Below are 19655 nucleotides of genomic sequence, written 5' to 3'. Positions count from 1 at the left end.
GGCCTGCATGAGGGCTAACCGACAAACATGACCGACACGCACAGCACGCCGACGATCAGCGTCAGCAGATTGCCGAAAGAGCGGTAAGGTTTCAGCGTCGGGATGAGATAGGTGGAGAGCGTCGGCATGATGAACAGAATCATGGCGATCAAAGGCCCGCTGATGGCGTAAATCATCGAAATCGCGTTCGGGTTGATGAAACAGACCACGAAGGTAATAAACGACACCACCATGATCGATACCGCGCGATTAAAGGCGCGGCTTTTCTTAATGCCCACCTGATGCAGCGACGATTTAACGATCTCCGTCGCCCCTTCAATGACCCCAAAATAGGTGCCGAGGAAAGATTTCGACATCGCCACAATCGCCACCACAATGCCCGAAATACCCAACCATGCCGGGGAAGATGGCATCATCGAGAGGGCCGAGAGAATTGTCACGCCCTCTTCTTTGGCCGCCACGATGTACGACGGCGGAATCGACAGCAGGCAGCTGAAGACAAAGAACAACACGCTCAGGCAAATAATCAGGTACGCAACCTTCATGATTTTTTTGCATTTACCCATGGCCGCATCACCGTACTTTTCACGTCTGTCGACGGCGAAAGTGGAGATGATTGGCGTATGGCTAAAAGCGAAAACCATCACTGGAATAGAAATCCATACCTGGTGCAGCGTGTGCTGATCGAACGCCATCTGGCTGGTCAACAGCGACGGCTGCCAGCTGCCGGTGAGATACAGGGACACAAACAGGAAGTAGGCGATCAGCGGGAAGACCAGAAAACCCATCACCTTGAGGGTGATATGACGGCCCGTTAAGAAGATCAGATTCAGCACCATCACCACGCCAAGACTCACCAGCACGCGCACGGTGGTGTCAACGGTGAGATGCTTCGCCAGCTGTTCTGTTATCGAGTTGGTGATCGCCACGGCGTAAATCAGCACCACCACGAAGAAGGCGACAAAATAGAGCGTGGTGATCAGGTTGCCGATCTTTTTGCCGTAGTAGTGCGCCACCGCGCTGGTGATCCCTTCACTGCCTTTGGCGTTCGACGACAGGATAAACTGGGCCAGCGCTTTGTGCGGCCAGTAGGTTAAAGGATAAGCCACGAGGGCCGTAATGAGCAGGACAATCGCGCCTGCGGAGCCGAGCTGAATGGGCAAGAACAGGGTTCCTGCGCCCACGGCAGTGCCGTAGAGGGCGAAACTCCAGAGAGTCTCTTCTTTTGACCAAATTTTCGACATTAGAGCAACGTATCAACTATAAAACGAACAAAAAGGAGGGTAATTTACCATAATTATGCGTTGAAGGCGCAGTTGACGTCGCAGGTCAGGCCGGAAGAGGGTTCCGGCCTTAGAGGGATCAGTTCGCCAGGGCGCGTCGTTGCTGGCGGCGCTTGATGACTTTTTCGCGCAGCGTATCGTACGCCCAGTTATAGAACATGGTGTACGGCAGGAAAAACAGGAAGAAACCGATCTCCAGGGTAAATGCCTGCAGGAGCGTTACGCCGAGCACCGCCGAGACGATCGACACCCCGATTACGATAAAGCCGCACTCAAAGCCCAGAGCATGGAACGCACGCACTTTTGCCGTGCGGGTTACGCGGTGAACGGGCCACAAACGGTCAAATCCATAGTTATAGATAATGTTCCAGACCATCGCTGTGGTCGCCAGGATGATGGTGAGTCCACCCATCTCCACCATCGAACGCTGCATTAACCAGGCGGCGGTAGGCGCCAGAATTGCCGTGGCAATCCCTTCGAAGCACACCGCGTGGAAGATACGCTCCGGCAGTTTTCGTTTTTGTACATTGTGTTGCATAACCTGACCTCATGAATTCGCCGGAATGGGCGTTGATGTGGCCTATTTTTATCGTAATTTGTGATATATAAAAGATACTATCCATCAATAAAATAGATACATCATGCGCTACTCTCCCGAAGCCCTTACCGCTTTTGTCGAAACCGTGGCTACCGGTTCGTTCTCCGCTGCGGCGCGACGCCTGCGCAAAAGCCAGTCCACTGTCAGCACCGCGATTGCCAATCTGGAGGCAGATCTGGGGTTTGCCCTGTTTGACCGATCCGCCCGTCAGCCGGTGTTAACCGAACAGGGCGAGCAGGTGCTGGGTTACGTGCAGTCGATTCTGGCCGCCAGTGCGCGGCTGGATGAACTGGCCGTCTCCCTGACCGCCCAGACGGAAGCGCGGCTGACCTTTGTGCTCTCGGACACGCTCAACCCGGACGTGCTGGAGGATCTGATGATCCAGTTCGACAAGCGTTTCCCACATACGGAATTTGAGTGTTTGATTGGCGAGGAAGAGGATGTCATCGATCTGCTGCAAAAAGAGCGTGCGCAGGTAGGTCTTACGGAAGCGCGCGATATTTACCCCACCGGGATCGGCGTGATCCGCCTGCCGATGCAAACCCAGATGGCGATCTATGTTGCCACCACCCACCCGCTAGCGGCGCAGGGAAGAGTGGAGGTGGATGAGCTGCACGGCTGGCGCGAACTGCAGCTGAGCACTTATCTGGAACGGGAAACCACCCAGGTGCGCGGCCCCATCTGGTCTGCGCCTAACTATTTGCTGCTCCTCAGCATGGCGGTGCAGGGCTTCGGCTGGTGCGCGCTGCCCTGTGCGCTGGTGGAAGAGTTCGCCGCGGCGAAAAGCCTGGTACAAATCAACGTTCCCGGCTGGCCGCGCACCATCGCCATCGATCTTCTGTGGAACAAACGAAGCCCGCCAGGCGTCGCCGGAAGCTGGCTGCGCCAGTATCTGCAGGACGCGCGCTAATCCTGTGACAAAACTCACTTATTTTAAACAATTACGTTAATTGTTGATAACAATGCATCTACTATCAGCGGTGTCATTTTGCGCAGAGGTAGAGATGAAAGAGGTCGTGATCGTGGGGGCGTTGCGTACGGCAATCGGCTGTTTCCAGGGCGCGCTGGCTCGCCATTCTGCAGTGGAGCTGGGGAGCGTGGTCGTCAGGGCGCTGGTCGAACGCAGTGGAATTCCCGCCCATGAAATAGATGAAGTGATCCTGGGCCAGGTGCTGACGGCGGGCGCCGGGCAGAACCCTGCGCGTCAGGCGGCACTGAAAGGCGGGCTGCCGAATACTGTGTCGGCGATCACGATCAACGACGTCTGCGGTTCGGGTCTGAAAGCGCTGCATCTGGCGACGCAGGCGATCCAGTGCGGCGAGGCCGATGTGATCATTGCCGGCGGCCAGGAGAACATGAGCCGCGCGCCGCACGTCCTGACGGACAGCCGCACCGGCGCACAGCTCGGCAACAGCCAACTGCTTGATAGCCTGGTGCATGACGGCCTGTGGGATGCGTTCAACGATTACCATATGGGCGTGACCGCAGAAAACCTGGCGCGGGAATATGGCATCAGCCGTGAGCTTCAGGATGCCTATGCGCTCAGTTCACAGCAAAAAGCGCGTGCCGCCATCGACTCAGGGCGTTTTCGTGATGAAATCGTGCCGGTGGACACCCTGCGCCACAACGGCGAGCTGCTGATTATCGATACGGATGAACAGCCGCGCACGGATGCCAGCGCGGAAGGGCTGGCTAAACTCAATCCTGCCTTTGAAACGCTCGGTTCGGTGACGGCGGGCAACGCCTCGTCGATCAACGACGGCGCAGCGGCGGTGATGATGATGAGCGAAAGCAAAGCCGAAGAGTTGAATCTGCCGGTGCTGGCACGCATCAAAGCGTTCGCCAGCGTGGGCGTCGATCCTGCCCTGATGGGCATCGCTCCCGTATATGCCACGCGCCGCTGTCTTGAGCGCGCGGGCTGGCAGCTCAGCGACGTGGATCTGATTGAAGTGAATGAAGCGTTTGCCGCACAGGCGATATCGGTTGGGAAAATGCTGGAGTGGGATCCGAGCCGGGTAAACGTCAACGGTGGGGCGATTGCGCTTGGGCACCCGATTGGCGCATCCGGCTGCCGTATTTTAGTTTCGCTGGTGCATGAGATGACCAAGCGCAATGCCCGCAAAGGGCTAGCGACCTTGTGCATTGGTGGCGGGCAGGGCGTGGCGCTCGCCATCGAAAGATAACCGGACTGAAATAGGTCTCTTTTTAGAAGCCTCCTTATTGGAGGCTTTTTTGTGTGCGCTGAAATCTATTTTTACGCTTATGAGATGATTCTAAAGCCTCCAGTTAAATCCAGAAACTTCATATTCTGATCAAATATCCTCTTTTTGTGATCTTAAACCTGAAATTCCCTTTTAATACCCGATGTTTGTTGATGGGTGTCACGTCGATCTTTGCCAAAAAAATTGAAACAAATAATTACGATCTCGATCACTAAAATATCGTTATTTAAAAAATAAAATGCAATTTCATAAAAACGAAACATAATTTTATTTGAGGGTTTTGTCATGTTTAAAAAATCTCTGGTCCTTGCTTCTCTCGTTGGTGCGTCTTTCGCAGCTCAGGCTGTTACCGTTGATTTACGTCACGAATACATCGACAGCGGCTCTAACGCCGACCGTGTTTCCGTGTCACACCGCTTCGCCAATGGCTTAGGTTTTTCCGTTGAAGCAAAATGGAAATCAGGCGGCGATAAAGCCGACCAGCCTTTTGCGGATGTCGTCGGTAACGGCCACGAAGACCAGATTAGCTGGCGCTGGAAAGCCACCGACAATATTGCGCTGACACCGGCATTTACCATCGAAAGTAATGACAGCCGCACCATCTATAAACCGAATCTTCATTTGCAATACAGTTTCGACAGTGGCTTCTATGTGGCTGCACGTTATCGTTACGAATATACGCGCTATCCTTCAAGCTCAAATAAAGACGACGATAAAGTTAACCGTGGCGATGCGTGGGTAGGCTGGGTAATGGGTGATTTCCGTACCGAGCTGAACTATGTCTACGCGAAGAGTTCAGAAGGGATGATTCGTAATAATAATAAAGATTATTCCAACGAATATAACGCTAAGCTGGCATACAAATGGGATAAAAACTGGGCGCCGTATGTGGAAGTGGGCAACGTGGGCGTGAAAGAGACCGACGAACGTCAGACGCGTTTCCGTTTAGGTGTGGCATATTCCTTCTAAATAATAATAAACAGTACCTCCGGGAAAAAGCCGGCTCGCATGAGCCGGCTTTTTTATGCCTGTCGGCAGGGGGTATTCGCCTGGTCGGGTCGAAATCACGAGCAAACAGATGTTCTTCAAACCAAAAAAAAGCCCTCCAGGAGGAGGGCAAGGCCAGTTACAGAAACACTAACTTAAATCATGCATGCAACATTTCAGGTTGCTCGGGGAGTTTCGCGATATAGAGAGCGGGTTTGCCGTCTTTATCGGAACTGAACAGCACCGCTTTATCATCCGGAGTAAAGGATGGATGCGGATGGGTCACCTGACGGCTGTTTGCCACGGTGGCCCAGGAGGTATCGTGACGGGCGATGCGGAAGTGCGCTTTTTTCGCCACGTCAAAGGCGTACAGATAAGGATCGTTATCGATGGTGTAACCGCTGGTGTCTTTCACATCCACCGGCGTACCAGAACCGTCGCCGACCAGCAGCGTGCCGTCAAAGTTGCTCATCAAATGAGAACAGGCTGGCATCTGCATGACCGCGTCGTTGACGCCGGTGTCCGGGTTAAAGCTGTAAATGGTGCGGCCCTGCTGACCTTTCAGATACGAGACATACACCAGCGCGGAGCCGTTTGGCACCCAGAATTCGTGCGTGCAGCTTTCGCCTTCGGCGTGCTCTTTCACTTTGCGCACATTGCTGCCGTCTTCGTTCACCATCCACATCCGCGCATCCACCAGGTCGTGCGGGCCTTCGTGGCAGAAGGCGACGGTATTGTCGTCGAACGGGCGATAGATAGGGTGGCCGAGCCAGTTTTTCTCTTCGTGAATGGTCGCGCTTTCACCGGTTTTCAGATCCACGCGCAGCAGGCGGCAGTGTGGCCCTTTGTGGAAGAAGTCGTGGAAAATTTTCCAGTCGTTCAGTGGCGTCCAGTCGCTTTTGGCGATCTCGATCCCGACCAGTTTGGTGCAATCGCTGTTGGCGACCCAGGTGCCGTAGCCGACCCACTCGTCGGAGACGCGATACACTTCGCGCTCGACCAGCGTGTCCAGATTCACTTCCAGTAGAGTGCGGTCGTTTTTGACGTAATAAAGGGACTTATCATCCGGCGAGAGAAAACCGCCAAACGTATTGTCACCCGCGCCTTCCGTCAGCTGCACCGCTTCGGCTTTTTTCAGATCCAGCAGATAGTAGTTCCAGTGGCCGTCGAACTCTCCGGCGAACAGCAGATGGCTGCCATCATTAAAGAAGCACTTCTGATAAAAGTAGTTTCGATGACAGGTTACTTCCGGTGGGGTCAGGCGAGTGATTTCCACGCCTGTATCCGGATCGCGGCTGACGTCATAGTTCAGCTTGACCCGCATACCTTTAGCCATGATGCGCTCCTTTAATATGACCGCAGGATACTTTCTGCCAGTCAGATCTGAATGTGAGATAAGTTAAAAACTGAGTGTTAAATTATCAAAACATCGTTTCAATGTGTGTGACTGATGGCGCACTTTGTAAGAATAATTGTTTGTCGTCAGGGCTATCTTTGATTTTGAACGTGGAATGTTTTCTCTGCGGTCAAATCTTAAAGGTTTTATAATTGATTGTTTACTATGATAAATATTCTGCACCTGTTTTCCGTATGCCACCTCTGCATCCCTGTCAACGCTTAACAATCGTGATCCAAACTACACTTCTGTTATTAAGATGCAGAAAAAGTGAAACATCGTTTTAAATGTAATTGAAAACCCATTTCGCAGCGGATACTATGTGCTCATAGAGAAAACGGAACGTTGTTTCGTTAATCATCCTTGCCCTCGGGCACGATCAATTCTGGAGGTAAATGTGGACGTCAGACAAAGCATCCACAGCGCGCACGCTAAAACACTGGATACTCAGGGTCTGCGCGATGAGTTTTTAGTTGAGAAGGTGTTTGTAGCTGATGAATACACCATGGTGTACAGCCACATCGACCGCATCATCGTCGGCGGGATCATGCCAACCACTAAAACCGTTTCCGTGGGTGGCGAAGTGGGTAAACAGCTGGGCGTCAGCTACTTCCTGGAGCGTCGCGAGCTGGGTGTGATTAACATCGGCGGGCCGGGCACTATCACGGTAGACGGCACCTGCTATGAAATCGGTCATCGCGATGCCCTCTATGTCGGCAAAGGCGCGCAGGAAGTGGTATTCGCAAGCATCGATAGCAGCAAACCGGCGAAGTTCTACTACAACTGCGCACCGGCGCATACGGCATACCCAACCAAAAAAGTCACTCCAGCGGATGTTGCGCCAGTCACCCTCGGTGACAACCTCACCAGCAACCGCCGCACCATCAACAAATACTTCGTTCCTGATGTGCTGGAAACCTGCCAGCTCAGCATGGGCCTGACCGAACTGGACCCAGGCAACCTGTGGAACACCATGCCGTGCCATACCCATGAGCGCCGCATGGAAGTGTATTTCTATTTCAACATGGACGAAGACGCCTGCGTGTTCCACATGATGGGGCAGCCACAAGAGACGCGCCATATCGTGATGCAAAACGAGCAGGCCGTGATTTCGCCGAGCTGGTCCATTCACTCCGGTGTTGGCACCAAAGCCTATACCTTCATCTGGGGTATGGTCGGTGAAAATCAGGTCTTCGATGACATGGACCACGTCGCTGTTAAGGATCTGCGCTAGTCGCGGGCAGTGAAGCATAAACCTGCCTGTTCGTGACAGGCTCTGAAAGATTAAGGAACAAACATGATTCTGGATGCATTTTCTCTGCAGGGTAAAGTAGCGGTCGTAACCGGGTGTGACACCGGCCTGGGCCAGGGTATGGCGCTGGGTCTGGCGGAAGCGGGCTGCGATATTGTGGGGATCAACATTGTTGAACCGACTGAAACCATCGAGCGCGTGACTGCGCTGGGTCGTCGCTTCCTGAGCCTGACCGCGGACCTGCGCAAAATCGACGTGATCCCTGAACTGCTGGATCGCGCCGTGGCGGAATTTGGTCATATCGATGTGCTGGTCAACAACGCGGGTCTGATTCGTCGTGAAGACGCGATCAACTTCAGCGAGCGCGACTGGGATGACGTGATGAACCTGAACATTAAGAGCGTGTTCTTCATGTCTCAGGCGGCGGCGAAACACTTTATCGCCCAGGGTAACGGCGGCAAGATCATCAATATCGCCTCCATGCTCTCTTTCCAGGGTGGCATCCGTGTGCCGTCTTACACCGCGTCAAAAAGCGCCGTGATGGGCGTGACCCGTCTGCTGGCAAACGAGTGGGCGAAGCACAACATCAACGTCAACGCGATTGCACCAGGCTATATGGCGACCAACAACACCCAGCAGCTGCGTGCGGATGAACAGCGTAGCGCGGAAATTCTCGACCGCATCCCGGCGGGCCGTTGGGGTCTGCCAAGCGATCTGATGGGGCCGATTGTCTTCCTGGCCTCCCCGGCATCTGACTACATCAACGGCTACACCGTTGCGGTGGACGGTGGCTGGCTGGCGCGTTAATTCTCGCCTTATAAAGAAAACCTCTGCCTGGTGCGGAGGTTTTTTTTGCCAAAAAATCAGCTTGTCCATATTCGCAAAGTCATAAAATCCATAGTGAAAATCCATGATGGATGCATATCACAACTTTATTGCCTATAAATTAATGCATTAACAATAAATGGTGATTAATTACCCAGAGTTGAAATTGTAATGTCCATCACAGTTCGCTACTGCCCAGCCAAATAATCCATAACTTCGCGTCTAACGGCCTGACACTTTTGCTGGCTTTCTCGTAATTTCAGTTAACGTCTTAACGCTGTTCAGGCAGGAAATTATGACATCTATCAATGACTCTACCTTTATGCCCCGCGCCCTGCGCGATACCCGCAGAATGAATCTGTTCGTGTCCGTTTCAGCGGCGGTGGCCGGTTTACTGTTTGGGCTGGATATCGGCGTGATCGCCGGTGCGCTGCCGTTTATCACCGACCACTTTACGCTTAGCAGCCGTCTGCAGGAGTGGGTGGTGAGCAGCATGATGCTCGGCGCGGCGCTGGGTGCCCTGTTCAACGGCTGGCTCTCTTTCCGGCTGGGGCGCAAATACAGCCTGATGGTGGGGGCAGTGCTGTTTGTCGCCGGTTCGCTCGGTTCCGCGTTTGCCACAGGCGTTGAAGCGTTACTGCTTTCCCGGGTGCTGCTGGGCGTAGCGGTGGGGATTGCATCCTACACGGCCCCGCTCTACCTCTCTGAAATGGCGAGTGAAAACGTGCGCGGTAAAATGATCAGCATGTACCAGCTGATGGTGACGTTGGGTATCGTGCTGGCATTTCTTTCGGATACTTATTTCAGCTATAGCGGCAACTGGCGCGCAATGCTGGGCGTGCTGGCGCTGCCCGCCGTACTGCTGATGGTGCTGGTGATTTTCTTGCCGAACAGCCCGCGCTGGCTGGCACAAAAAGGGCGCCACGTGGAGGCGGAAGAAGTGCTGCGGATGCTGCGCGATACCTCGGAAAAAGCGCGCGAAGAGCTGAATGAAATCCGCGAAAGCCTGAAGCTGAAGCAGGGCGGCTGGTCGCTGTTTAAAGCCAACCGCAACGTGCGCCGCGCGGTGTTTCTTGGGATGTTGCTGCAGGCGATGCAGCAGTTTACCGGGATGAACATCATCATGTATTACGCGCCGCGCATTTTCAAAATGGCCGGTTTTACCACCACCGAACAGCAGATGATCGCCACGCTGGTGGTGGGCCTGACCTTTATGTTCGCCACCTTTATCGCCGTATTTACCGTCGATAAAGCGGGGCGCAAACCGGCGCTGAAAATTGGTTTCAGCGTGATGGCGCTCGGAACGCTGATCCTCGGTTACTGTCTGATGCAGTTCGATAACGGCACGGCTTCCAGCAGTCTCTCCTGGCTCTCCGTCGGCATGACCATGATGTGCATCGCGGGTTACGCGATGAGCGCTGCGCCGGTGGTGTGGATCCTGTGCTCGGAAATTCAGCCGCTGAAGTGCCGCGACTTTGGTATCACCTGTTCCACTACCACCAACTGGGTGTCGAACATGATTATCGGCGCGACCTTCCTGACGCTGCTCGACTCCATCGGCGCAGCGGGAACCTTCTGGCTCTATACGGTGCTGAATGTGGCGTTTATCGGCATCACGTTCTGGCTGATTCCTGAAACCAAAAACGTCACGCTGGAACATATCGAACGCAAGCTGATGGCGGGGGAGAAGTTACGCAATATCGGCGTCTGATTTTTGCTGCCCGGCGGCGCTACGCCTGCCGGGCTTTTTTTACACTCGCGCTAAATACAACGCCGGCATCCCTTCCTCATCCGACGTATACAACACCCACTGATTATCCGGCGAGAACGACGGGTGTGGATGCGTCACCTGGCGGTCCCCATCAAGCACTTTCCAGCTGGTGTTATGCTGGCAAACGGCGTGTTGCGTTCCGGTCGCAATATTAAATACCCAGATAAAAGGATCGTTCAGGCTGATATCGCCCGTGTTGTGCGGCGCGCCGTCGCCCACAATCAGTGAGCCGTCGTGGTTACTCATCAGATGCGAACAGGGCGGGATTGCCATCAGCTGACGATTTTCCAGCGTCAGTGGATCGGCGCTGCAAAGATAGCGCTGAGGATCGTTCTCCTTGTGCGCGACGTAATAGAGCGCGGAACCATCCGGCACCCAGAATTCATGGGTAAAACTTTCCCCCGGCGCATGCTGGCGCACCTTGCGAAGCTGGCTGCCGTCGGGATTGATGAGCCACATACGGGCGTCGATGGCATCTCGCGGTCCTTCATGGCAAAACGCCACTGTGCTGTCGTCAAACGGACGATAGATCGGATGCCCGAGCCAGCGTTTTTCCTGCAAAATCACCTGCTGCTCGCCGGTGCGTAGATCAATATTGATCAGGCGGCATTCGGGCTGGGTAAAGTAAAAGGCGCGGAACTTGCTCCAGTCGGTCAACGGCTGCCAGTCACGCTTTTTGATTTCGATCCCGACCAGTTTTGTGCAGTCTGAATTCGCGACCCAGGTGCCATACGCCACCCACTCGTCGTCGACCGCATACACAATCTGCTCTTCGAAACTGTCGAGACAGACGCGCCGCAGTTCGCGGTTGTTTTTCACATACCACAGCGAGTTATCATCATGAGATAAGAACCCGCCAAAGGTGTTATCACCCGCACCGTCGGTGAGCTGGGTGGCCTGCTCTCTGGCGATATCCAGCAGGTAGTAGTTCCAGTGGCCCTCAAACGCGCCGCCAAAAATCAGCTTGCTGCCGTCCTGAGTAAAACACTTTTGATAGAAGTAGTTGCGGTGACAAATGATGTGCGGGGGCGTCATCCGTATCACCTCGTGCCCCGTTTCACTGTCCTGGCGCGTGCGAAAATTCAGCGGGATGATTTTGCCTTTCATAGCGTGTTCTCCGGATAAAAAAATACCCTGCCACCGGAGGTGGCAGGGCAGGGAAGGTCACTGGAATTAGCGCATCGCGCGTTTCAGGATACGTTCAGCCTGACGCTGGAAGTCGGTTGCCGTCTCTTCCACGGATTTCTGACCGTAGTCGAGATACTGCAGGGAGGTGCCGAACTGCGCCACGATCTGCGGGTCGTCAAAGTATGGCGAGACAGAGAGTTTGGCTGGCAGAGACTGCGCCAGGCGCAGGCCCGCAACGGCCGGATCGTTCTCTTTGATGGTGCCGTCTTCTGTCAGGTATTGCACCGCCACTTTACTCAGCGGCACGCCGCGCTCCAGACCCAGCGTATCCACCCCTTCTTTGCTGTTCAGCAGGAAGTTAATGACTTTTGCTGCGGCTTCCGGGTTTTTGCTCGATTTACCGATAGAGAGCATCTGCGCCGGTTTGAAGAACAGGCCCGCATCCGTTGCGCCTGGCAGCATTGGGTAGCTGCCCAGCTCCAGTTTCGCCGGTGGCTTCAGGTTGTCGGAATACTTGTTAATGGTGGAGTTCCACATGTAGGTACCGCCCCATTCCCCCTGGATCCACGGCTTCATTTCATACATGTTGCTCTTGCCGAATGACGCGTAGTATTTGGTGTCTGGCATCACGTGGCTATCCACCAGATCTTTGTAAGTCTGGAAGAACTCCACCCACTGCTCTTTGCTGTAGGAGAATTTTTTCGCTTTTTCGTCAACAGCTGGAATGTTGTATTTCTGAATCATGTAGGAGTTCAGCAGTGCCAGCGTATCCTGATGTTCCAGAACCACCGGGTAATACTGTTTACCCAGTTTGCTCTCAAAAGCTTTCCCGGCTGCTTTCAGCTCGTCCCAGGTTTTCGGGTATTCGACGCCCGCTTTTTTCCAGGTCTCATCGTTAAAATAGAACACGCGCGCGGTCACGGAGATCGGGATACCGTTCAGCTTGCCGTCGACAGTGGTGGACTGCAGCTCTTTGGCATCGAACTGACTTAAGTCGATCACGTCTTTCATTTTGTTGAGATCGTAGAAGCCGTCGCCGGTTTTCGAGAAGATCGGCAGCCAGTTCCAGTTAGTCTGCATAACGTCCGGCTCGGTGCCGCCCGCAATCTGGGTGGTCAGACGCGACAGGTGGCCGTCCCAGCCGGTGTATTCGGCTTTGACGTTAATGTCCGGATGCTGTTTGTGGAACTCTTCTAACGCTTTCAGGGTAACCTGATGGCGGCCATTACCCCCCCACCAGGACATACGTAAATCAACATCTTGCGCCATCGATGGCAAAGCAGTAAGGCCCAGGGTAGCGGAGATTGCTGCGCTTAAAAGCACTTTTTTCATTTTTATAACTCCAGTTAGATTGAGATGTTCAGTTCAGTTTTTGCATCAAAAATGTGGCACTTATTCATATCAAACTTGAAATACACCTTACGATGAAGTCCTTTATCAATCATAGGCTTAGCTTCATCGGAAGGAATTCGGGCAGTCAGTTCGTAATCAGAGACTTTCAGGTAGACGAAGAACTCGTGACCCATGTTCTCTACGCGTACCAGCTCGCCGCTGCAGCTACCTTCTGCGAACGGCTCGTCAGAGACAGAGACGAATTCCGGGCGGATGCCGTAGAAGGTGTCTTGCGCCTGATGGCCGACCACTTTGTCGTGCAGGGTTTCGCTTAATGGCATCGTTTCATTGCCGATGCTCAGCGCCAGACGGCCCTGCTGATCGACCAGTCGAGTGGCGCGAATATTCATCTCAGGTGCGCCGATAAACCCGGCCACGAACATGTTTTTCGGTTTGTGGTAGAGGTTGTCCGGGGTATCCACCTGCATGATGTGACCGAGTTTCATCACGCAGATGCGGTCGCCCATGGTCATCGCTTCCGTCTGATCGTGGGTGACGTAAACGGTGGTCGCCGGTTTACCGGATTTCTTCAGCTGTTTGTGCAGGTCAGAAATACGGATACGCATCGAGGCGCGCAGCTTGGCGTCGAGGTTGGAGAGCGGTTCATCGAACAGGAACACGTCAGGTTTTTTGACGATGGCGCGACCCACGGCCACACGCTGTGCCTGACCGCCGGAGAGCTGGCGCGGTAAACGGTCCAGCAGCTCTTCAAGTTCGAGGATTTTCGCCGCTTCGTTGACCTGTGCTTCAATCTGATCTTTCGGCATTTTGCTGAGCTTCAGACCGAAGGCCAGGTTTTCACGCACGGTCATGTGCGGATAGAGCGCGTAGTTCTGGAACACCATCGCAATTCCGCGCTCTTTTGGCGCGAGGTTGTTGACGATCTTCTCACCGATGCGGACTTCGCCACCGCTGATGGTCTCAAGACCCGCCAGCATACGCAGAGTGGTCGATTTGGCGCAGCCGGATGGCCCGACGATCACCATAAATTCCCCCTCAGCGATTTTCAGGTCGATAGCATGTACCGCTTTGAAGCCGTTGGAGTAAACCTTTTCCAGTTTGTTGAAAATAACTTCAGCCATGATATTTCCCTCTTAACCTTTAATTCCGCTGCTGGTTACGCCCTGTACGAAGTAGCGCTGTGCCAGGAAGAAGACAATGATGGATGGCAGAATGGAGATGCTCGCCATTGCCAGAATTTCGTTCCACGGCGCACCTTCGGTGACGTCGATGGACATTTTCAGAGCCAGTGCAATCGGGTATTTATCCACGCTGTAGACATAAATCAGCGGCCCGATAAAGTCGTTCATTGACCACATGAACTGGAACAATGCGACGGAGATAATGGCCGGTTTCAGAATCGGCACCACCACATACCACAGCACCTGCAGGGAGTTGCAGCCGTCGATCTGTGCGGCCTCTTCCATGTCACGCGGAACACCGCGCAGGAACTGAATCAGCATGAAGACGAAGAACCCTTGGGTGGCGAACGCCAGCGGCAGGTACAGCGGCATATAGCTGTTCAGCATGCCCATTTCGCGGAACATCAGGTACTGCGGGATCAGCAGTACGGTGCTCGGCAGGAGCATGGTGGTGATGAGCGTGGCGAACCAGAATTTCTTCCATGGGATCTCGAAGCGGGCAAAGCCGTACGCCACGATGGTGGAGGAGATAATGGTCAGAATCACTTTCGGGATCACATACTTAAAGGTGTTCAGCATGTAATGGCCAAAGTTGTACTCGGTACCGGTTTTCCAGCCGTTGATAAAGCCGTCCCAGGTGGCGTGTGCGGGCCACAGGCTCAGGGTGGTGAAGATCTCGTGGTTCGGTTTGAACGACGCCGAGAACATCCACACCAGCGGATAGAGCATCAGCAGGCCAACAAACAGCAGGATCACGTAGCGGATACTGGCGTTGATTTTCTCTTTGCGCAGCGTGCGGGCCACTTCGCGTTCCGCGATGCTTCTCGCCGTGGAGAGTTCCTGAATATCAGCCATTTTTGCCTCCCTTATCGGCAGAGTAGAACACCCAGTATTTCGAAGATTTAAAGGCGATAGCGGCAAAGACCGCGACGACCAGGAACAGGATCCAGGCCAGCGCTGCGCCGTAACCCATATCAAAGTACTTGAAGGCGGTGTCGTAGATGTAAAGCGAGAACAGATAGGTCGAATAGGTTGGTCCACCGCCCGTTATCACGTACGGACCGGTAAATTCCTGGAACGCCTGGGTGGTCTGCATAATGAAGTTGAAGAAGATCACTGGTGTAATCAGCGGCACGGTCACTTTCATGAACATCTGCCATTTGGAAGCGCCGTCGATCATCGCCGCTTCATACTGAGACTGCGGAACGTTTTGCAGAGCGGCCAGGAAGATGACCATAGCGGAACCAAACTGCCAGACGCGCAGTAAGGTGACGGACATCAGCGCCAGAGACGGTTCACCGAGCCAGTTCACCGGGTCCAGACCAAATACGCCGATAAAGCTGTTCAGCAGGCCATCAATCGCAAACAGCGCGCGCCACAGAACGGCAATAGCGACGGAGCTGCCGAGGATTGACGGAATATAATAGGCTGTTCGGAAGAATCCAATGCCGCGTAATTTAAAGTTCAGGACAAACGCAATTCCCAGCGCAAAGGCCAGCTTCAGCGGGATGGTCAAAAATACATAGGCAAAAGTGACGCCCATGGATTTCCAGAAGAGGGTATCTTCTGTAAACATGTAGCGGTAGTTTTCAATGCCGTTAAATACCGGCGGGCTCATCAGATCGTAATCAGTGAAACTGAGAAAGAAAGATGAAACAAAGGGAAACGCGGTAAAGATTATCAACCCGATTATGTAGGGTGATATCCACGCTAGCCCCAGCATTTTGTTTTCATTCATACATACCTACCTGGCAATCAATGGTTTAAAACGGAATCTGCTGGTGGTGCTGCTGCCCGCATCGGTTTTACGAGACGGGGAAGCGAGTGTTCGGTGTGCGTCGCACGAGGTCTACTCCATTTACCTGCTGATAAATAAGATGTTTTATCATTCCATTTGGACACGCCTTGTCTGGGTTTCAAAAACAAACGAACCGTTGTTCTTGATTTGTAAAACATCGTTTTAATTTATTTTATTGCGATTTGTTTCTGCGTCATTCTATTAATGATGGAAATGTGATCGCTGTCGAAACGCTGTTTCAATAAGGTGAGGTGGCTGGCAATTTTGACTTTTAGACAGAAGAAAAGCCGAAGGAGGAGATCGGTGACGGGTGAAACATGTGTCTTTGTAACATTCAATAACTCATTGCGACTAACTACTAAATTTCGTAGCGCATTCCTCATTTTTTGCAAACGCACATTCAGATGATTCTTAGTTTCGGGTATCATCCATTTCACCTAACTGTGATTGGCAGGATTTCACTGCAACTCAACCAGAAGAATTAGAATGTCTGCTATGGATATCAAAAAAAGCACGGAGCTGCATTTTGCCAGTTATCCACCCCCGGTCGTTGCCCAGAAAGAAATTGACCTCCTGGGGCTCTTCGAAATCTTATTTGCTGCCAGAAAGCGGATTATTGCTGTGGTTTTCGCGTTTGCTGTAGTAGGGCTTATCGCCGCCTTCCTGCTGCCACAAAAGTGGACCAGTAAAGCGGTAGTGACCCCCGCAGAGCAAACCCAGTGGAGTGACGTGCAGAAAATGCTGATCGCGCTGCAGGTGCTGGATGTCGATGTCAGCGTTAAGCGTTCGGACGTCTTTAACCTGTTTATCAAAAAGTTTCAGTCTCAGTCGCTGCTGGAAGAGTATCTGAAGACCTCCCCCTTCGTGATGGCGCAGTTAAAGGATGCTGAGATCGATCCGCAGGACTTGCATCGCGCGGCGGTGAATATTGCTGAACGCATGACCGCGACCGATAACGCAGCAGCCAAAAATTCCGATAAAGCGCCCTACGCGTCATGGACGTTGAGTTTTAGCGCGCCGACGGCGCAAGACGCGCAGATCGTGCTGAAAGGGTACATCGATTACATCTCTGCCATCGTTGAGAAAGAGACGATGCTCAACGTGCGTAACGCGCTGGGACTGAAAACGCAGATGGAAAAAGAGCGGCTGGAGCTGGACCGTGTCCGTCTGACGACGATCCATAACACCAATCTTCAGCGCCTTAACTACTCTCTGGAAGTGGCAAACGCCGCCGGAATCAAAAAGCCGGTCTACAGCAACGGTCAGGCGGTAAAAGATGATCCTGATTACTCCATCGCGCTGGGCGCGGACGGGATTGCGCAGAAACTGCGAATTGAGAAATCGTTGAAAGATGTGGCCGAGCTGAACGCCGATTTCCAGAACCGCGAATACCATCTGGCTCAGCTGGAGAAGCTCTCCATCAATGATGTGAATTTTGAACCGTTCAAGTATCAGCTTTCGCCGTCGATGCCGGTGAAAAAAGACGGACCGGGCAAGGCTCTGATCATTATCCTGGCCGCTCTGATCGGTGGAATCGTGGCTTGTGGCAGCGTGCTGATTCGTGAGGCAATGCATTCACGTTCACCGCTACCAGAGCATGAACTGGCGACGAACTAAATCACATTGATGACGAGAAGGGCGGGATAACAACCGCCCTTTTTTATTTATTTGAGGAAATCTTCGCGCACGGGAGTGAAGGTATCCAGCAGCGTGCCAGGTTTCAGGCACACGCAGCCGTGCATCACGTGCGGCTCTTTATAGAGAGTGTCGCCCGCCGTCACCACGTGTTTCTCTTCGCCAATGGTGAACTCGAATTCGCCGGAGAGTACATAGGTTAACTGTTCGTGCGGATGGTTGTGCATTGGCCCAATCGCCCCCTGCTCAAAATTGACTTCCACCGCCATCATCTTGCCGTCGTGCGCCAGAATACGACGCGTCACGCCATTGCCCAGATCCTCAAGCTGTGTCTCTTTGTGGAAAATAAACATCGTGGTGTCCTGTTAATTAGTGAAACATTGTTTTAATTAATTTATATCAGCGCGAGTGAAAAGGAAACGGCAAGCCAAATAACTGGAAACAGGATCACAAGTTTGCTTCACTGGAGAAATCTGAACAGGAGAACATATGAAAACGATCGGTCTGCTGGGAGGAATGAGCTGGGAGTCCACCATTCCTTATTATCGCCTGATTAATGAAGGCATCAAACAACGTCTCGGCGGCCTGCATTCGGCGAGCCTGCTGCTGCACAGCGTCGATTTCCATGAGATAGAGGCCTGCCAGGCCAGCGGCGAGTGGGATAAAGCGGGGGAGATCCTCGCACAAGCTGCCCTCGGGCTGGAGCGTGCGGGCGCGGAAGGCATTCTGCTCTGTACCAATACCATGCATAAAGTAGCGTCACATATTGAGGAAAGCTGCTCGCTGCCGTTCTTGCATATTGCCGATGCCACCGGGCGGGCCATAACCGCCAGCGGGATGACGCGCGTGGCACTCCTGGGGACGCGCTACACCATGGAGCAGGATTTTTATCGCGGGCGACTGGAGTCACAGTTCGGCATTGAAAGTCTGATCCCCAACGAGGCCGACAGGGCGCGCATTAACCAGATCATCTTTGAAGAGTTGTGCCTCAGTACCTTCAGCGACGCCTCGCGCCACTATTATCTCGGCGTGATCGATAAACTCGCGGAGCAGGGCGCCGAAGGGGTGATCTTTGGCTGCACCGAGATTGGCCTGCTGGTTCCGGCTGACGACAGCGCGCTCCCGGTCTTTGACACCACGGCAATTCATGCCGCCGATGCCGTCGAGTTTATGCTGTCGTAAGTGGCTAGTTTTGCAGGTCCGGTAACTGCTGCGCCACCCGGTGGGAGTGCTCCACCAGATGCGCCGTAAACGCATCAACCAGCGCAGAAGCCGGGCGATGCAGCGGACGAATCAGGCTCACGGTAAAGGGAACGGAAATGCTAAAGCGGCGGATCACAATCCCGCTTGCGGCATAGTCCAGCGCCGTGAGCGGATTCACCACCGCAATTCCCACGCCCGCCCGCACTATCGCGCAAATGGACGCCGCGCTGTGGGTCTCCACCACCATCCTTCGTTTTATCTGATGTTCCTGGAACAGCGTATCCAGCAGCTGTCGGTAGCTGTCGGTCTGTGACAGGCTGATATAGTTTTCACCGTGGAAATCCGCCGGTGTCAGCACGCTTTTGCTGGCAAGGCGATGGCCCTCAGGCAGCACGCAGACTTCATCCAGAGACAGCAGTTCAGTGCGCTCCGTTCCCGCAGGTGTGACCAGGGTTTCGGTCAGGCCTAAATCGTGACGCTGCGCCGAGAGCCACTCTTCAAGCAGCGGCGACTCCTGCGGCACAATAGTGAGGTTGACGTCGGGATAGCGGGCGAGAAACGGCTGAATCAGCGGCGGCAGGAACGACTGGGAAAAGACCGGCAGGCAGACAATCGACAGCTCGCCCTGGCGAAATTCCCGCAGACTCTCCGCTGCACTGACGATGCGGTCCAGGCCGTACCACGAGCGCTGAACTTCTTCGAACAAGCGCAAACCCTGCACCGTCGGATGCAGCCTGCCGCGCGTACGTTCAAACAGCGTCAGCCCTAACACTTTTTCAAACCGCGCCAGCTCGCGGCTCACCGTGGGCTGCGAGGTGTGCAGCATCTGCGCGGCTTCGGTCAGATTACCGGTGGTCATCACCGCGTGAAAAATTTCGATATGGCGTAGGTTAACGGCGGGCATAGGGCACCTGTTTTGATCGGGAATCCATATCATTTTTGCATAGACTCGCGATAAAACGATATTTTTTATTCTCTTCGCGCTGTGGCGTAATGTTAAAAAATGACGTTACCCGGAGAACA

18 protein-coding genes are annotated in these 19655 nt (G+C 53.6%); 8 read left to right on the top strand and 10 right to left on the bottom strand.

Features of this window, described 5'->3' with window-relative positions:
- Positions 1–14: 14 nt before the first annotated feature.
- Positions 15–1244, bottom strand: coding sequence for an amino acid permease (locus tag C0560_RS16855; protein ID WP_123428598.1), 1230 nt, complete (start codon positions 1242–1244; stop codon positions 15–17).
- 118 nt (positions 1245–1362) lie between these two features.
- On the bottom strand, positions 1363–1821 hold the full coding sequence (locus C0560_RS16850; protein ID WP_100779053.1) for a multidrug/biocide efflux PACE transporter: 459 nt from the start codon (positions 1819–1821) through the stop codon (positions 1363–1365).
- Between the two features lie 103 nt (positions 1822–1924).
- On the opposite strand from C0560_RS16850, the gene C0560_RS16845 reads away from it, so the two are divergent.
- The 3 genes from C0560_RS16845 to C0560_RS16835 all read left to right on the top strand — a co-directional run bounded on the left by C0560_RS16845 (position 1925) and on the right by C0560_RS16835 (position 5072).
- Entirely contained in the window at positions 1925–2791 is an 867-nt protein-coding gene (locus C0560_RS16845) for a LysR family transcriptional regulator (RefSeq protein ID WP_100779054.1), read from the top strand.
- A 94-nt stretch (positions 2792–2885) separates the two neighbouring features.
- A complete protein-coding gene (locus C0560_RS16840) occupies positions 2886–4064 on the top strand; it encodes an acetyl-CoA C-acetyltransferase (RefSeq protein ID WP_100779055.1) in 1179 nt (392 codons plus the stop codon).
- Between the two features lie 324 nt (positions 4065–4388).
- Entirely contained in the window at positions 4389–5072 is a 684-nt protein-coding gene (locus C0560_RS16835) for an oligogalacturonate-specific porin KdgM family protein (protein ID WP_100779056.1), read from the top strand.
- A 178-nt stretch (positions 5073–5250) separates the two neighbouring features.
- Here C0560_RS16835 and C0560_RS16830 read toward each other — a convergent pair whose 3' ends face one another.
- The gene (locus C0560_RS16830; protein WP_100779057.1) at positions 5251–6426 is read right to left on the bottom strand and encodes an oligogalacturonate lyase family protein; all 1176 of its coding nucleotides are present in this window, start codon (positions 6424–6426) and stop codon (positions 5251–5253) included.
- Positions 6427–6883: 457 nt separating this feature from the next.
- Here C0560_RS16830 and kduI point away from each other — a divergent pair, with 457 nt between their 5' ends.
- From kduI to C0560_RS16815, 3 genes are all read left to right on the top strand, one after another.
- On the top strand, positions 6884–7720 hold the full coding sequence (gene kduI, locus C0560_RS16825; protein WP_100779058.1) for a 5-dehydro-4-deoxy-D-glucuronate isomerase: 837 nt from the start codon (positions 6884–6886) through the stop codon (positions 7718–7720).
- A 63-nt stretch (positions 7721–7783) separates the two neighbouring features.
- On the top strand, positions 7784–8545 hold the full coding sequence (gene kduD / locus C0560_RS16820) for a 2-dehydro-3-deoxy-D-gluconate 5-dehydrogenase KduD (protein WP_100779059.1): 762 nt from the start codon (positions 7784–7786) through the stop codon (positions 8543–8545).
- A gap of 310 nt (positions 8546–8855) precedes the next feature.
- Positions 8856–10274 (top strand): sugar porter family MFS transporter, encoded by a 1419-nt coding sequence (locus C0560_RS16815; protein WP_255409579.1) that lies wholly within the window; start codon positions 8856–8858, stop codon positions 10272–10274.
- A 39-nt stretch (positions 10275–10313) separates the two neighbouring features.
- On the opposite strand, the gene C0560_RS16810 is transcribed toward C0560_RS16815, so the two are convergent.
- The 5 genes from C0560_RS16810 to C0560_RS16790 all read right to left on the bottom strand — a co-directional run bounded on the left by C0560_RS16810 (position 10314) and on the right by C0560_RS16790 (position 15734).
- Complete coding sequence (locus C0560_RS16810) at positions 10314–11441, bottom strand: oligogalacturonate lyase family protein (RefSeq protein WP_248859106.1); 1128 nt, start codon at positions 11439–11441, stop codon at positions 10314–10316.
- 66 nt (positions 11442–11507) lie between these two features.
- On the bottom strand, positions 11508–12794 hold the full coding sequence (locus tag C0560_RS16805) for an ABC transporter substrate-binding protein (RefSeq protein ID WP_123428604.1): 1287 nt from the start codon (positions 12792–12794) through the stop codon (positions 11508–11510).
- A 14-nt stretch (positions 12795–12808) separates the two neighbouring features.
- Entirely contained in the window at positions 12809–13936 is a 1128-nt protein-coding gene (locus C0560_RS16800; RefSeq protein WP_102104684.1) for an ABC transporter ATP-binding protein, read from the bottom strand.
- 12 nt (positions 13937–13948) lie between these two features.
- Positions 13949–14851 carry a carbohydrate ABC transporter permease gene (locus C0560_RS16795; RefSeq protein ID WP_100779064.1) on the bottom strand — a complete coding sequence of 301 codons (903 nt, stop codon included), beginning with the start codon at positions 14849–14851 and terminating at the stop codon, positions 13949–13951.
- Positions 14844–15734, bottom strand: coding sequence for a carbohydrate ABC transporter permease (locus C0560_RS16790; protein WP_100779065.1), 891 nt, complete (start codon positions 15732–15734; stop codon positions 14844–14846). The genes C0560_RS16795 and C0560_RS16790 overlap by 8 nt, the downstream gene beginning before the upstream one ends.
- A 546-nt stretch (positions 15735–16280) precedes the next feature.
- Here C0560_RS16790 and wzz(fepE) point away from each other — a divergent pair.
- Positions 16281–17411: an LPS O-antigen length regulator Wzz(fepE) gene (wzz(fepE), locus tag C0560_RS16785; protein ID WP_248859105.1), complete on the top strand. Its 1131-nt coding sequence runs from the start codon at positions 16281–16283 to the stop codon at positions 17409–17411.
- Between the two features lie 47 nt (positions 17412–17458).
- Here the strand turns inward: wzz(fepE) and C0560_RS16780 are convergent, their stop codons facing one another.
- Positions 17459–17782 carry a cupin domain-containing protein gene (locus C0560_RS16780; protein WP_102104682.1) on the bottom strand — a complete coding sequence of 108 codons (324 nt, stop codon included), beginning with the start codon at positions 17780–17782 and terminating at the stop codon, positions 17459–17461.
- A gap of 136 nt (positions 17783–17918) precedes the next feature.
- Between C0560_RS16780 and C0560_RS16775 the strand changes: the two genes are divergently transcribed.
- Positions 17919–18611 (top strand): aspartate/glutamate racemase, encoded by a 693-nt coding sequence (locus C0560_RS16775; RefSeq protein WP_248859104.1) that lies wholly within the window; start codon positions 17919–17921, stop codon positions 18609–18611.
- A gap of 4 nt (positions 18612–18615) precedes the next feature.
- Here C0560_RS16775 and C0560_RS16770 read toward each other — a convergent pair whose 3' ends face one another.
- Positions 18616–19536 carry a LysR family transcriptional regulator gene (locus C0560_RS16770; RefSeq protein ID WP_181826800.1) on the bottom strand — a complete coding sequence of 307 codons (921 nt, stop codon included), beginning with the start codon at positions 19534–19536 and terminating at the stop codon, positions 18616–18618.
- Positions 19537–19655: the final 119 nt, after the last annotated feature.

Source organism: Lelliottia sp. AC1 (assembly GCF_023278595.1).
Lineage (GTDB): Bacteria > Pseudomonadota > Gammaproteobacteria > Enterobacterales > Enterobacteriaceae > Enterobacter > Enterobacter nimipressuralis.
The sequence above is the reverse complement of the archived record's forward strand: the minus strand, read 5'-3'. Positions and strand labels throughout refer to the sequence as shown.